The following is a 13,901-nucleotide window of genomic DNA, read 5'->3' as shown; positions in this document are numbered from 1 at the left end:
CCGTCATTGTAATTCCAAATCAACTTAAACGAGTCTTACGCGGATTCCGCTTGATGAATCGCTTGGTTGCTGTTGATTAAAGTAATTGGCCTAAGGAGAATCTCATTTGGCGGGTCTTATAGAAATTATCGAAATGGGCTGCCTCGACGAAAGTCAGTCAGTTTCTTCCTTGCTGCGAAAAATGAAGGTTGCTGCGGCAAAACTTAACCTCCACCCACTAGCGGCATGGATAAATAACGAACTCGTTGGCTATGACGACGAGGTTCCTGAGTATCGAAAAATATGGGGCGAACCGAAGGTTTTCAACCCCTATCGCGGGTGGATCGATATCTCAGGACCATCTGAGTTCATAAGAAACATATCCTTGGCTCCCATTAATAACTCAATTCCTTCGATCGAAAGCTCTCTAAAAGATAAAGAAAACAAATTTTTCTATTTTCCTTATAATCCTGAAATGGTCGAACGAATCAATGAAGGTGCTGATATAAAACTTCCCCGAATGGGAGTTCATCTCAATATAACAAGTATTGAGGCGTTGTGCGCAAGGGTTAGGGACCTTATTCTCGAATGGTCGCTCGACATGCATAAAGCTGGAGTCCGAGGGGACGGTTTAGACTTTTCACCGAAAGAAGTTGAAGCGGCGGTGGCAACTAACATGACAGTGAACAATCACATCAATATCGGTTCTATCGGCGGAAGTGTGGGGGCGTTGGGTGTTGGTAAGTTATCCGGTGATATTCGTCTAGATAACATAGACTTGAAAGCCCTTTCTGCGCTCATCGCGGAATTGCGTCAGAATGAATCGGCGCTATTGGCGGCGGGTGTAAATATAGAAGAGGTAAAAGATGCGCTTGATACCATAGAGGCAGCAACCAATAGCCCAGAAGAGAAGGCCGGAATTTTGAAGGGTTCTCTGATCAAGCTAAAGGATTCTCTACTTGTGGCCAGCGGCTCCGCGATGATTCAGGGTGTTGTTACGGCGCTGAGGACCATTATGGGCGCCTGACCCAGGTTAGTGAGACTAGCCATGATGACGGTGCATTCAACTATCGTCGCACCCACAAACCAATAAATCGCTGATAGACTCGCCCACGGACGGCGTCTCTTTGATGGTTTGTTTGACATCGGCCATCCTAGCACGGCCCACTCCGTGAGAAAGATGCCGTAAAGGCGCCGTTCACACCATCACCGTAATCCTCGGATGGCGGGCCTGCGGCTTGGGCGCATGCATCCTTTGGGGACGCCGTACAAGTGCTTAGCGGCTTATCCGATTTCGGTTTTTTACCTACCTCACGGGCGGCTTTATATATTATTTTCGACTCTTTCGTCGTTCTTCGGAGCGCTTAGCACGACGTTGTTTCCGATTCAGGTTTCCGTAATGCTTTTGCTCTCGTTGCACCGGCACATCGGGAAACTCATTCCCTTGTATGGCATATTCAGTATAGTTGCCTGGTTGAGCTATTTCGAATGCCGTTTTTCTCTCTTCCAGGTCAGCCAGTATCTCAGGTGTCCATTCTGGAACCTCTACATAAATCAAGTCTTCTGAAGAGCCCGTTTTGCCACGCCCACCAGGCGGTTCGGTCGCAATCCCGACAATCCGTTCAAGCTTCGGATATCGCCTCAAAAATACCAGCGCATATGCTTCCAGCATGTTTCGACGAACATGCCGATACTGTTCATAGCCACCGTCTAATTCAAATTTTGGCGGCGAGAGAGTCATGAAGAAATAGCCGGTACTTTGATCCAGTTCTGTAGGACCTGGCAGAAAAGCCCTAGTAAATCGATCGGTGGTAGTTCCTTTCTCCATTGCCTCTAGAAGCGCATTACCGAGCATTCGACGCATATGACGAGGAACGAGAGCCATTTGGCGGACGCTCCGCTCATGTTCCGACAACTCAAGGCTCTTCCCATTAGGAACTATCGTTGTCCCTGCCAGCATGTGAGTCGTAAACGTCTCGATCAGACGATCCCAAACATAAGAATTCCCGTCAGCTTTCTTCTTGGCTAGGTACTGCGGATTGTGAATAAACTCTTCATAAAAGCCGGGTTGCAGGCCAATTGCGTCGTCTGGTCCAAGGCTAGAACCGTCAGGTTTAGTGAAGTCATGTTCACCCTGCACATTCATATGTGTCATGTAATACGCCACGAGATCTTCCTCGCCGCTCGCTACATACAATTTACCTGATCGGATTAAAGTCTCTTTCTTTGCTAGATACGAGGTAAAGTCAGTGATGGTATCGAGTTCGCGAAGTGTAATATCCAATGAAGCGTCGTCCAGCACATGGATGAAACTACCGGTGGGATCAATATCACCAATTGCAAAGGGTAGGACGCTATCTGTCTTCCAATGTGCATCGCCCTTAATTGAGGGGGCGATCATCAAGCTGCCGATGCCCTCGTCGAAAAAAGCTTTGCAAGCTTCTCCTGCGCCAAGCGCTACGACAATGCCATGAACCTTACGTTGAGAAGGGGGTGGTATCTTTACCGGAAGGGGTTGTGTGCAAAGGCGATCAAGGAAAATTCGATTTGGGTAAGTATTTATCCACCGCTCTGCTCCTCGAATTTGATCAGCGGATTTCGCTATCGCCCTTTTATACCAACGCTTCCAGGATAATTGCTCGTCGTTGCCGTCAGGCCACGCAATAGTCTTATCACTAAATATCAAGACATGATCGCCACACACGACCAGCAGGTCGCAAAGTTCTTTTCCGTCTCCCTTCCCATCGGCCTTCTTATCGATGAATGGGCTAGGATAGGACCACAAATTCAAAAAGCTTCTTTCGCCCAGGTGAGCGAGATACTTTTCTGACTCGGTTGAACCCACGTTGCGAACAACCGCTGGCCTTGCTGGTTCATGTGTGATTTTGCTTGGATCGTTCGTACGCTCGCTGGTGTTTGCCACTGCTGGATATCTTTGTAATTGGTAAACTTCATCGGAACCACAGTAACAGAATTACAGCGAAAAATTTTAATCTGCCAGTGCCACTAAGATGTGCTTTAGCAATCACCGCCTCCACCCTCGCCCAGGTTTCCCGCCACCCTTCTTCCGTGCCTCCGCCCCCAGCGGCACCTCCCGATCCGTGCCCGGGCCCATGCTGTCCAGCCCCGGCTTGGCCGCGCGCGTCTTCGGCAGGTTGGCGGCGTCGCCATAGGCCTTCGGGCCCTTATAGGCGCCGGCCTTTTCGCGCACGTTGACCTGGCGGGCCGAGCCGTCGTCGGCCACGGCCATTTCGGTTTCGCGCAGGCGCTTGAGTTCGTCGCGCAGGCGGGCGGCTTCCTCGAAGCGGAGGTCGGCGGCGGCGTCGCGCATGCGCTTTTCGAGGTCGGCGGTGACGGCCTCGAAATTGTGGCCGACGGTGGCGACATTGTCGGCAAGGCCCTTGTCGACGGTAACGCGGTCGCGCTCATAGACCGAATTGGTGATGTCGGCGATCGAGCGCTTGACGCTTTCCGGCGTGATGCCGTTGGCCTGGTTCCAGGCCATCTGTTTCTCGCGGCGGCGGTTGGTCTCGGCGATGGCGCGCTCCAGCGAGCCGGTCATGTTGTCGGCATAGAGCAACACGCGGCCGTCGACATTGCGGGCGGCGCGGCCGATGGTCTGTACCAGCGAGGTCTCGGAGCGCAGGAAGCCCTCCTTGTCGGCGTCGAGGATGGCGACCAGGGCGCATTCGGGAATGTCGAGGCCCTCGCGCAGCAGGTTGATACCAATCAGCACGTCGAAGGCGCCAAGGCGGAGGTCGCGGATGATCTCGATGCGCTCGATGGTGTCGATGTCCGAATGCATGTAGCGCACGCGGATGCCGTGGTCGTGCATGTATTCGGTGAGGTCCTCGGCCATGCGCTTGGTCAGCACGGTGACGAGGGTGCGGTAGCCCTGTTTCGCCACCTGCTGAACTTCGCCGAGGAGATCGTCGACCTGGGTTCGGGCCGGGCGGATCTCGCATTCCGGATCGATCAGTCCGGTTGGGCGGATGACCTGCTCGGCGAAGACGCCGCCGGTATGCTCCAGCTCCCATTTGCCGGGGGTGGCCGAGACATGCACGGTCTGCGGGCGCATGGCGTCCCATTCCTCGAAGCGCAAGGGACGGTTGTCGAGGCAGGAGGGCAGGCGGAAGCCATATTCGGCCAAAGTCGCCTTGCGCCGGAAGTCGCCTTTGTACATGGCGCCGATCTGCGGCACGGTGACGTGGCTCTCGTCGGTGAAGACGATGGCGTTGTCCGGCAGATATTCGAACAAGGTCGGCGGCGGCTCGCCGGGCTGGCGTCCCGTCAGCCAGCGCGAATAGTTCTCGATGCCGGCGCAGGAGCCGGTGGCCTCCATCATCTCCAGGTCGAAGGTGGTGCGCTGGTCGAGGCGCTGGGCCTCCAGCAGGCGGCCGCCGGTATAGAGCTGCTGCAGACGGACCTTGAGCTCGTCCTTGATGCCCTTGATCGCCTGGTTCAGCGTGGGGCGCGGCGTGACGTAATGCGAATTGGCGTAGACCTTGACGAATTGCAGGTCCTGGATCTTCTGGCCGGTGAGCGGATCGAATTCGGCAATGCTCTCGATCTCGTCGCCGAACAAATTGATGCGCCAGGCGCGGTCCTCGTAATGGGCCGGGAACAGCTCGATGGTGTCGCCGCGCACCCGGAAGGTGCCGCGGGCGAAATCGGCATTGATGCGCTTGTATTGCAGGGCGACGAGGTCGGCGATCAGCTGCTTCTGCTCGACGCGCTCGCCCACGCTCATGCCGAAGGTCATGGCGGTGTAGGTCTCGACCGAGCCGATACCGTAGATGCAGGAGACCGAGGCGACGATGATGACGTCGTCGCGTTCGAGCAGCGCGCGCGTGGCCGAGTGGCGCATGCGGTCGATCTGCTCGTTGATCGAGGACTCCTTCTCGATATAGGTGTCCGTGCGCGGCACATAGGCCTCGGGCTGGTAGTAGTCGTAATAGGAGACGAAGTATTCCACCGCATTGTTGGGGAAGAACGACTTGAACTCGCCATAGAGCTGGGCCGCCAGCGTCTTGTTGGGTGCCAGGATCAAAGCGGGGCGCTGGGTGCGGGAGATCACCTGCGCCATGGTGAAGGTCTTGCCCGAGCCGGTGACCCCGAGCAGCACCTGGTCGCGCTCATGGCTCTGCAGGCCCTCGACCAGATCGGCGATGGCGGTGGGCTGGTCGCCGGCCGGCTGATATTCCGAGACGAGCTCCAGGCGGATGCCACCCTCGCTCTTGTCGGGGCGCGAGGGGCGGTGCGGTGTCCACACCGGCTTGCCGACCATGCGCGGGTCGCCGCTCTCCAGCAACTCGGAGAGTGCCTTGATGGTGCCGGCCGAACCGCCGAGCTTGTCGAGCCCGTCGGGATCGAGCTCGCCGCCATCCTTGGCGCGTGCCTTCTTGTCGGGCCCCTTGCGCTTGACCGTACGGCCTTCCATCTCGGCGCCCCCGCCGGCGACTGGTGCGCCGTCATTGGGCACGCCCAATTTGGCGGCAAGCTCGGGGTCGAGGCCGGTGACGGCGCCGGTGTCGAAGCCGCTCTGCGGCCCCTCGCCGAAGCCCGGCTTCTCGTCGTCGCGCAGGCTGCTCTTGGCTTCCTTGAGCAGGCCGGGATTGAGCAGGGCCTTCAGATGCTCGTCGAGCGAGGGCAGGGCCGGCCGCGATGCCTTGGATTTCGGCGTGCGGAGTTTCTTCGGAGCAGGGGCCTTGCTCGAGGAGGGGACTTTGGGTGTATCGGACATGCCCTGATAATGGGGTGAGTCACGCGCGGGGGGAAGAGCCGTCGTCGGAAACTTGCTGACAACGTCCTGTCAGCAGGGTGGCGAAGTTCCCCGCGGCACGACAAGGCCGGTCCTGTTGTGCTAGCGACGGGGGATCATTGCCTTCGGAGTTTCGGATGATCCGTCCTGCACGTTTTATCATGGCAGCGGCCTTGGCGGTCGCGACCCTTGCTTTGCAAGGCCCGGCCCAGGCCGCCGGCTTCGACTGCCGCAAGGCGCATACCGCCGTCGAGAAGCTGATCTGCGCCCATCCGAAACTGTCCCGCCTCGATGACGAGATGAACCGGCTCTACCAGGCCATCGAAGGCGAGACCCGCGGGGTCGACGGCGAGACCGGCGCGGTCAGCGATCCCTTCGGCAAGGACCAGACCCGCTGGCGCGAGACGGTGCGCGACATCTGCACCGACGCCCCCTGCATCGAGCGCGCCTATGCGGCGCGCATCGCCCAGGTCAAGAAGGACTGGGCCTCGGCCCTGGGCGAGGGGCAGTAAGAAAAACGCTGTCGTCCCCGGCGAGGCCCGTAGGCCGAGGGAAGGGGATCCAGGGGCCATAGGGCGAGCCATTCAGCCCCTGGATCCCAGTCACAAGCAAAGCTTGTGACGATACCCTCGCCTTCTCTCGCTACGCTCGCGAGGCGCTCGGCCGGGGATGACAGAGCATCTAGTCCGGATCACCTGTCGCCATTTGTGGCCGGGTTTCGCGCCGCCTCAACGGACATGGAAGTCCGTAGCGACCAAAGGCAAGCCGAGACGGGCGGCGACGGCGCGGGAGGCCAGGTTGTCCCAGGAGGTGCTGTAGAAGGGCACGGCCCCCAGCGCCCGCACGGCCTGTGCCCAGCCGGCGACGACCGCGGAGGCATGGCCCCGGCGGCAGTAATCGGCATGGGTTTCGACCCCGGCGCAATGCACCGCGTCGGAGATGCGCACGCTGGCGCAGATCGCCACGGCGCGGTCGCCCTCGACCACGGCGAGGAAGGGCCGCCTGTGCGGCACGTCCGGCAGCCAGTCGGGAAAGAGCGACCGCAGCAGGTCGGCATTGCCCTCATGGATGGCGACGGGCGGCCGTGGCGGCGGCGGGACGGCATCCGCCCGGTAGACCGGCCCGGCCCAGATCTGCGTCACCGCAGCCTGGTGGCCGAGCAAATCGAGATAGGCTTCCTCCCGGGCCGGACGCTCCCTCGGCACCTCGCCCAGCGCCTCGTCGCGGCAGAGCTCGCCGAGGCGGGCGACCAGGGTATCCGGCATGTCGGCGCGGCAGCGAAACAATGGCCCGGCCGGCGTGCGCATCAGATGGAAGCGGGGTGCCGGGCGGGAATCCCACTCATTGCTGTGCAGCAGGCGCCCGCGGGCGTCGGTGGCATAGAGCGTGTCGAGACGGCGGTTCAGCACGGCCCGCTGGGAATCTGTGTCGAGAGGCATGGCCCGAGCCTATCGATGCCGCGCCGCACAGGCAATCGCGGGGGCGAGCGTCCTGTATCCGCTGAAACTGAGGCCCCAGGCCAGACCATGCAAGAGATCGTCCCTGCCTGGATCGTCCCTGCCTGGATTGTCTTGGCTCCGGCTCATGCTAGATCTCGACTCGTCCCTCCGGAATGGAATCACCGCGACATGAAGCTTCAGCTTGCCCTCGGCGCCGCTGTCCTGGTCCTGATGCTGCCCGGCCAGGCCCTGGCCGATTGCGACATCACCGACGCCCTGCTCAAGCAGGCCTATCCCGACGCCCAGCAGGGCGAGAACGGCTTGCTGGTCAAGGGCGGTGATTATGATCGCTCGATCAACCCGGACGACGTGGTCTGCAAGGTGTGGCCCTATCGCTCCGAGTTGATGCTGGCGGCGGTGCCGCTGATCGAGGCCAAGCCGCCGGTCGAGGGCGAGAACAAGGGCGATGTCGAGATCATCATCGCCGATGTCGCCACCGGCAATCCCGTGGCGCGGCGGCTGGAGAAGGGCATGGCGTTCTCGGACGCCATCCAGTTCGGCTCGATGAGCCTCGATACCGCCCGTTACGACGTCGGCGACGGGCTGCGCGCCTTTGGCCTGCGCACCTCGCAATCCGGCAGTTCGCGCGTCAATCCCTATGAGGAGCAGGCACTCTGGATGTACACCTTCGACAAGGGACGTATCGAGCGCGTGCTGGACGGGCTGATCGTCGAGCGCAGCAATGGCGAGAACAATGGCGATTGCGAGGGCGAGTCGACCTCGGTCACGCGGACCGTCAAGCTCGGGCCCAAGGTCGAGCTGGGCTATCGCGACCTCACGGTCGAGCAGGCCGTCACGCACGGAACTTCGAAGAAGGTCGCCGGCGAGTGCCGCTTCGACAAGCGGCCCCGCAAGCCGGCGCGGTTCGAGCTGATCTACGACAACGGCCATTATCGTCCGGCCGCCGGTGTCAAGCCGCACGGCGAGAAGGGCGATATCGAGACGGACCTGTTCTCCACCATCGAGATCGGGGCAAAGCCATGATCGGGCGTGGTCTGGCCGTCGCCTGCCTCCTGCCGGCCATCGCCATGCCCGCGATCGCCCAGGCCGCCGGCAAGCCCTCCTTCGATTGCCGCAAGGCCTCGACCGAGGTGGAGAAGGCGATCTGCGCCAGTCCGGCCCTGTCGAAAGCCGATGCCGAGATCGCAATCGCCTATGACCGCTTGCGTAAGACCCTCGATCCCCAGGCCGCCGCCGCGCTTGCCGCTGACCAGCGCTGGTTCGTGGGCGCACGGGACGATGCGGGCACCAGCAAGGAAGGTGTTGGCGCCTTTCGCACGCTGAAGGAGCGTCTTATGGAGCGGGCGCGTTTCCTGAAGGGGATCAGGACGAAGCCGCAGGACGGCTTCGTGGGCAGTTGGCACAACAATACGGGTGGGTTCGACATCGAGGCCAAGCCGGATGGCAGCCTGATCGTCTCCGGCGATACCGTCGAACCGGTGATGGGGCGCTGGGTCTGCGAGATCAATGCCAGCGGCCGGGAGGCCGGCGGCGTCTTCGAGGCCAGGCAGGAAGGCGACGCCTCCTTCCTCAAGCTCACCCGCGAGGGCGCCAGCCTCAAGGTCGAGACCGTGTTTCCTGATGATGCGAGCGAGCACCGGGTCGAATATTGCGGCCAGAACGGCTCGATGGACGGCAGCTATTTCCAGGTACCATCACGCAGCAAATGAGGATGGGCATTCACGTCAGGAAACGCTCTCGGCCATGAAGCGCTGGTAGCCGCTGGACCGCAGTTCGCAGGCCGGGCAGGTGCCGCAGCCATAGCCCCAATCGTGCCGATGGCTGCGATCGCCATTGTAGCAGGTGTGGGTCTGTTCGCGGACGAGGTCCACCAGCCGGTCGCCGCCGAGTTCCCGAGCCAGCGCCCAGGTCTGCGCCTTGTCGATCCACATCAGGGGCGTGTGGATGACGAAACGGCTTTCCATGCCGAGATTGAGCGCCAGCTGCATCGCCTTCATGGTGTCGTCGCGGCAGTCCGGATAACCGGAGAAATCGGTCTCGCACACGCCGGTGACGAGATGGCGGGCGCCGCGCCGATAGGCGAGGGTGGCGGCGAAGGTCAGGAAGAGCAGATTGCGCCCGGGCACGAAGCTGTTGGGCAGGCCGTTCTCCTGCATGGCGATCTCGACGTCGCGCGTCAGGGAAGTTTCGCTGATGCGGCCGAGTATGCCGAGGTCGACCAGATGATCTTCACCGAGGCGCGCGGCCCAGGCGGGGAAGGCGTCGCGAAAGGCGGCGAGAACCACGGGACGCATCGCCAGCTCGATGCCGTGGCGCTGGCCATAATCGAAGCCGACGGTCTCGACGCTGTCGAAACGCTCGAGCGCCCAGGCCAGGCAGGTGGTGGAATCCTGGCCGGCCGAGAACAGGACCAGGGCTTTATTGGACATGGTTCTCTCCATCCTGAACTTTGAATTGTCATCCCCGCCACTGCGGTGGCGCCGGGGATGACACGGTCTATCTTTCGCTAATGCGTTGGTCGCAAGACTAGTTGGCATAGGCCCGCGGAATAGCGGAGCTATTCAGCCTTCCTCAACCGCCGTGGCGAGGCGCGGGCCGAGATGGGCGTGGCCGCGCCGGCGCGCGAGCGTCTCCTGGCGATGGCGTTCGCGCGAGGAGGCTTTCTGTGTCTCGGTGAGCGTTGCGGCGCAATAGGGGCAGCTCACCCCTTCCTCGTAGTCGGGCGATTGCCGGTCCGTTGCCGAGAGGGGCGACAGGCAGCCATGGCAGAGGCTGAAATCCTCTGGCCTCAGGCCGTGGCCGACCGCCACGCGCTTGTCGAAGACGAAGCAGGCGCCCTCCCACAGGCTCTCAGCGGGCGGAATCTCTTCCAGATAGCGCAGCACGCCGCCCTTGAGGTGATAGACCTCCTCGAAGCCCTCGCGCAGCATCAGGCTGGTCGCCTTCTCGCAGCGTATGCCGCCGGTGCAGAACATCGCCACCTTCTTGTGCCTGGCAGGATCGAGATTGTCCCTGACATAAGCAGGGAAGTCGCCGAAGCTCTCGGTCTTCGGATCGAGTGCACCCTTGAAGCTGCCGATGCGCACCTCGAAATCGTTGCGCGTGTCGATGACCAGCACGTCCGGATTGGAAATCAGGGCATTCCAGTCCTTGGGCTCGACATAGGTGCCGACGCGCTCCAGCGGGTCGACGCTCTTGTCGCCGATGGTGACGATTTCTTCCTTCAGCCGCACCTTCATGCGCAGGAAGGGCATCTCCTCGGCGAAGGAGGTCTTGTTCTCGATGCGATCGAGGCCGGTGATCGCGCGCAGGCGCGGATGGAAGCTCGCCATCGCCTCGGGCGTACCGGCCACCGTGCCGTTGATGCCTTCATGCGCCAGCAGGATGATGCCCTTGATGCCGAGCGAGCAGGTAAGCTTGGCCAGCGGCTCGCGCAGCTCGGCGAACCCGGGCAGGCGGGCAAAATGATAGAAGGCGGCGATTTCGATGGTCGGCATCGCCGCTCTTTAGCGCCAATGGAGGCGGGGGGCAAATTCCTCATGTCATCCCGCACGCGGTGCAGCATGCAATGCTGCTCCGCAGATGCGGGACCGTTCTTCGGCACGGGCGCTTGGCTCCCTACGCGGTCCCGGATCTGCGCCGCGGCACGATGTGCCGCAGTTCGTCCGGGATGACCCCTCCCTATTGCGCCGCCTGTCGCGAAGCGACGATGGTGTCGGCCTGCCGCCCCGAGAGTTCGGCCAGATGGTCGAATTTGGACCGGAACGTGCCGACGCCTGCCGTCGCCGAACGCAGCTCGATGATCAGGTCGGTGATCTCGGCTTCCGGGATCAGCGCCTGCACCACGTCCCAGCCTTCCCAGCCGTCGCGGGCATCGAAGCCGAGGATCTGGCCGCGCCGGGAGGAGACGATGGCGTTGGCCTTCGCCGTGGCATCCGAGGGCACCGAGATCTCCACCGCCAGCACCGGCTCCAGCAGCACGGGATTGCATTGCGGCATCGCCTCGCTCATGCCGATCCGCGCCGCCGTCTGGAAAGCCATGTCGGAGGAATCCACCGTGTGATAGGAGCCGTCCGTCAGCGATACGCCGACATCCACCACCGGGAAGCCGAGCGGGCCACGCTTGAGATAGTGCTTCACGCCCTCCTCGACGGAGGGAATGTAGTTGCGCGGCACCACGCCGCCGGTGATCTTGTCGATGAAGGCGAAGCCCTCGCCGCGGGGCAGGGGCATGACGTCGATCACCACGTCGCCGAACTGGCCATGGCCGCCCGATTGCTTCTTGTGGCGACCGCGCACGCCCGTCACCGGCTTGCGGATGGTCTCGCGATAGCCGATCTGCGGCTGGCTGGAGTCGACGGCGACGCCGAATTTCGAGGCGAGCTTCTCCACGGCCACGCGCAGATGCATCTCACCCTGGCCGCGCAGGATGGTGTCGCCGAGCTCGGCATTCTGCTCCATGGCGAGCGCCTGGTCCTCGTCGGTGAGGCGCTGCAGGGCGGCCGAGAGCTTGACGTCGTCCTTGCGGTCGCGGGCCCGGACGGCGAGCGACATCACCGGTTGGGGCGCCTCGATCTCGGCCGGCCGGGGCACGGCCTTGCCGACAGCCAGCATGTCGCCGGTATGGGCGGCATCGACCTTGCCGAGCGCGACGGTATCGCCGGCCTGCGCCTGCGTCGTCTTCTGGGTGGTCTGGCCCAGCAGCCGGGCACAGCCGGCGATGCGGCCGGTCTCGCCGGAAGAGGTCGTGACCGTCATGCCTTCCTGGAAGGCGCCGCTCAGTACGCGCGTCAACGAGAGCTTGCCGGCATGGGCGGTATGGAAGGTCTTCATCACATAGCCCAGGGGCTCCGATCCCGGCGTGATGCCGAGCCGTGCGGCGGTCTCATGGATGCAGGGCGCCTCATGGCGCAGCGCCTTCATCAGCCGCAGCATGCCGTTGCCATTGGCCGCCGAACCCATCAGGACCGGCACGGCCAGGCCATCGCGTAGCTCATGGGCGAGGTCGTCGAACACCCGGTCGCGGGGCGGCTCGACCTCTTCGAGGAGTTGTTCCATCAGCGCGTCGTCATGATCCGACAGCCGTTCCAGCATGGAATAGCGGGCATCCTTGCTTTCATCGCGTTCGTCCGGCGGGATCTCGACCACCTGCGAGGCGGCATGCTCCTGGTAGATGAAGGCGCGCTCGAGCGCGAGGTCGACATAGCCGACGGCGACGCCGTTCTTCCAGATCGGGATCTGGCGCAGCAGCAGCGGCAGCCGGGAGGCCGGCTGCAGCAGCGGCAGGGCCTCGCGCACGCTCTGGTGCGAATTGTCGATCTTGTTGAGGAAGAGGAAGCGCGGAATCTTCTGGTCTTCGAGTTCTCGCAGGATCAGCTGCAGGGCCGGAACCTTCTTCTCGTCGGCCTCGCAGACCACCACCGCGGCATCGACCGCCGGCAGGACGGGGCGCATCTCGGCCAGGAACTCGATCGAGCCGGGGCAATCGATGAAAGTGAAGGTCTCGCCCATGAAATCCACGGAGGCGATGTTGGCCTCCACGCTCATGGTATGGGCACGCGCCTCGGCGCTGGCATCGCCGATGGTGGAGCCGGCCGCCACGGTGCCCTGGCGCTGCAAGGCGCCCATGCGTGCGAGGATGGCTTCCAGAAGGGTCGTCTTGCCGCTTTGGAACGGGCCGACCAGGGCGATGCAGCGCGGCCCGCTGGATCGTCTGCCGGATGGAGTGTTCTGCGTCATTGTCGCGTCCCTCCTGTTCTGGCCGCCGCTCTTCTGGGCGGCTGGGGGAAGCGTCGCGCCGATTGCAGGTCGAGGCAAGGGAAAAGTGACATGAATTGCCGAAGGCGGCAAAGCCTATGCCGCCCGGCAAACTATGCCCGGCTCAAGCCGGGAGGCGGAAATCGGCCCGCCAGCCAAGCTCGTCCAAAGCCCTGGCGGTTGATAGTTCGGCGCTCGCCTCGGCGACATTGTAGGCGCCGGGCTTGCCGTGATCGATCGCGAGCAGCGCCGCCAATGCCGCGGCATCGACATGCACCGACATTGGCCGTCGCGGACTGTCGCTGCCAGTACCGGGACCGTAGAGATAGCCGTAGCGCAGGACCACGCCTTCGGCCGGCGCCTGGAGCACGGCGTCCTCCAGGGCGATCACCCCCTGCACGCTGACGGCGCCCGGACCCTCGGCGCCATGGTTGAGGAGAGCCGTCTCGGCATGTGGCAGCGGCCCGGGCGCGTAGACCCAGGCAATGCTCTGGGCGATGATCCGCCGGGCTCCGGCCGCGAGAGCGGCCGCCACCAGATTGGCAGTGCCTTCCCGGCGAATGCGGGCATTGCGCGGCACGAAATCGGCCATGCGGGCCGGGTCGAGGGCTGGGGGCAGATCGGTGAGCTGATGGATGACGATTTCAGGCCTGGCGGCGGTTACCGCGGCGACCAGCGCGTCACGGTCGAAGACATCGACCACGACCGGCTCGGCCCCCAGTTCTCGCAAGGCGTCGGCTTTGGCGGGCGTACGCGTGGTGCCGACGACGCGGTGGCCGGCCTGACGAAGCAGGCGCGTGAGCGGCGCGCCGATGGCACCGGTCGCACCGGCCAGAAAGATGGTTCGAGGTGAAGTGGTTTGGGACATGGCTGGCCTCGTCTCAGAATGATCGGTTCTGAAATAGCCTCGCTATGAGGTCAGCGAAAAGTGCCAAGAATTGTAT

11 protein-coding genes are annotated in these 13,901 nt (G+C 62.4%); 4 read left to right on the top strand and 7 right to left on the bottom strand.

Annotated features, from left to right (window positions below):
* The first annotated feature begins 106 nt into the window (after positions 1 to 106).
* Positions 107 to 1,006, top strand: a complete 900-nt coding sequence (locus ACTJKX_RS30030; protein ID WP_440727505.1) for an AbiTii domain-containing protein — start codon at positions 107 to 109, stop codon at positions 1,004 to 1,006.
* Between the two features lie 303 nt (positions 1,007 to 1,309).
* Here ACTJKX_RS30030 and ACTJKX_RS30025 read toward each other — a convergent pair whose 3' ends face one another.
* Together ACTJKX_RS30025 and uvrB are read right to left on the bottom strand one after the other, a co-directional pair.
* Entirely contained in the window at positions 1,310 to 2,902 is a 1,593-nt protein-coding gene (locus ACTJKX_RS30025) for a hypothetical protein (protein WP_440727504.1), read from the bottom strand.
* Between the two features lie 102 nt (positions 2,903 to 3,004).
* The gene (gene uvrB, locus ACTJKX_RS30020) at positions 3,005 to 5,722 is read right to left on the bottom strand and encodes an excinuclease ABC subunit UvrB (RefSeq protein ID WP_440727503.1); all 2,718 of its coding nucleotides are present in this window, start codon (positions 5,720 to 5,722) and stop codon (positions 3,005 to 3,007) included.
* Between the two features lie 155 nt (positions 5,723 to 5,877).
* On the opposite strand from uvrB, the gene ACTJKX_RS30015 reads away from it, so the two are divergent.
* Complete coding sequence (locus tag ACTJKX_RS30015; RefSeq protein WP_440727502.1) at positions 5,878 to 6,252, top strand: lysozyme inhibitor LprI family protein; 375 nt, start codon at positions 5,878 to 5,880, stop codon at positions 6,250 to 6,252.
* A 216-nt stretch (positions 6,253 to 6,468) separates the two neighbouring features.
* Here ACTJKX_RS30015 and ACTJKX_RS30010 read toward each other — a convergent pair whose 3' ends face one another.
* On the bottom strand, positions 6,469 to 7,179 hold the full coding sequence (locus ACTJKX_RS30010; RefSeq protein ID WP_440727501.1) for a GNAT family N-acetyltransferase: 711 nt from the start codon (positions 7,177 to 7,179) through the stop codon (positions 6,469 to 6,471).
* A 189-nt stretch (positions 7,180 to 7,368) separates the two neighbouring features.
* Between ACTJKX_RS30010 and ACTJKX_RS30005 the strand changes: the two genes are divergently transcribed.
* Positions 7,369 to 8,223: a hypothetical protein gene (locus tag ACTJKX_RS30005; protein ID WP_440727500.1), complete on the top strand. Its 855-nt coding sequence runs from the start codon at positions 7,369 to 7,371 to the stop codon at positions 8,221 to 8,223.
* Positions 8,220 to 8,909, top strand: a complete 690-nt coding sequence (locus ACTJKX_RS30000; protein WP_440727499.1) for a lysozyme inhibitor LprI family protein — start codon at positions 8,220 to 8,222, stop codon at positions 8,907 to 8,909. Before ACTJKX_RS30005 ends, ACTJKX_RS30000 begins: the two co-directional genes overlap by 4 nt.
* A gap of 15 nt (positions 8,910 to 8,924) precedes the next feature.
* Here ACTJKX_RS30000 and queC read toward each other — a convergent pair whose 3' ends face one another.
* From queC to ACTJKX_RS29980, 4 genes are all read right to left on the bottom strand, one after another.
* Positions 8,925 to 9,629: a 7-cyano-7-deazaguanine synthase QueC gene (gene queC, locus ACTJKX_RS29995; protein WP_440727498.1), complete on the bottom strand. Its 705-nt coding sequence runs from the start codon at positions 9,627 to 9,629 to the stop codon at positions 8,925 to 8,927.
* Between the two features lie 132 nt (positions 9,630 to 9,761).
* Complete coding sequence (gene trhO / locus ACTJKX_RS29990; protein ID WP_440727497.1) at positions 9,762 to 10,697, bottom strand: oxygen-dependent tRNA uridine(34) hydroxylase TrhO; 936 nt, start codon at positions 10,695 to 10,697, stop codon at positions 9,762 to 9,764.
* Positions 10,698 to 10,881: 184 nt separating this feature from the next.
* Positions 10,882 to 12,939, bottom strand: a complete 2,058-nt coding sequence (locus ACTJKX_RS29985; protein WP_440727496.1) for an elongation factor G — start codon at positions 12,937 to 12,939, stop codon at positions 10,882 to 10,884.
* Between the two features lie 142 nt (positions 12,940 to 13,081).
* Positions 13,082 to 13,825 carry an NAD-dependent epimerase/dehydratase family protein gene (locus tag ACTJKX_RS29980; RefSeq protein ID WP_440727495.1) on the bottom strand — a complete coding sequence of 248 codons (744 nt, stop codon included), beginning with the start codon at positions 13,823 to 13,825 and terminating at the stop codon, positions 13,082 to 13,084.
* Positions 13,826 to 13,901 lie beyond the last annotated feature (76 nt).

This window comes from Labrys sp. 22185 (genome assembly GCF_052045555.1).
Taxonomy (GTDB): Bacteria; Pseudomonadota; Alphaproteobacteria; order Rhizobiales; family Labraceae; genus Labrys; species Labrys neptuniae.
Note: the sequence above shows the minus strand (reverse complement) of the source record. Positions and strands in the feature narration are given on the sequence as shown.

Bases quoted from the DNA above. Each gene is read 5' to 3' on its own strand.
- uvrB (WP_440727503.1), bottom strand. From the start codon at position 5,722: ATGTCCGATACACCCAAAGTCCCCTCCTCGAGCAAGGCCCCTGCTCCG.
- queC (WP_440727498.1), bottom strand. From the start codon at position 9,629: ATGTCCAATAAAGCCCTGGTCCTGTTCTCGGCCGGCCAGGATTCCACC.
- ACTJKX_RS30005 (WP_440727500.1), top strand. From the start codon at position 7,369: ATGAAGCTTCAGCTTGCCCTCGGCGCCGCTGTCCTGGTCCTGATGCTG.
- trhO (WP_440727497.1), bottom strand. From the start codon at position 10,697: ATGCCGACCATCGAAATCGCCGCCTTCTATCATTTTGCCCGCCTGCCC.
- ACTJKX_RS30015 (WP_440727502.1), top strand. From the start codon at position 5,878: ATGATCCGTCCTGCACGTTTTATCATGGCAGCGGCCTTGGCGGTCGCG.
- ACTJKX_RS30000 (WP_440727499.1), top strand. From the start codon at position 8,220: ATGATCGGGCGTGGTCTGGCCGTCGCCTGCCTCCTGCCGGCCATCGCC.
- ACTJKX_RS30010 (WP_440727501.1), bottom strand. From the start codon at position 7,179: ATGCCTCTCGACACAGATTCCCAGCGGGCCGTGCTGAACCGCCGTCTC.
- ACTJKX_RS29985 (WP_440727496.1), bottom strand. From the start codon at position 12,939: ATGACGCAGAACACTCCATCCGGCAGACGATCCAGCGGGCCGCGCTGC.
- ACTJKX_RS29980 (WP_440727495.1), bottom strand. From the start codon at position 13,825: ATGTCCCAAACCACTTCACCTCGAACCATCTTTCTGGCCGGTGCGACC.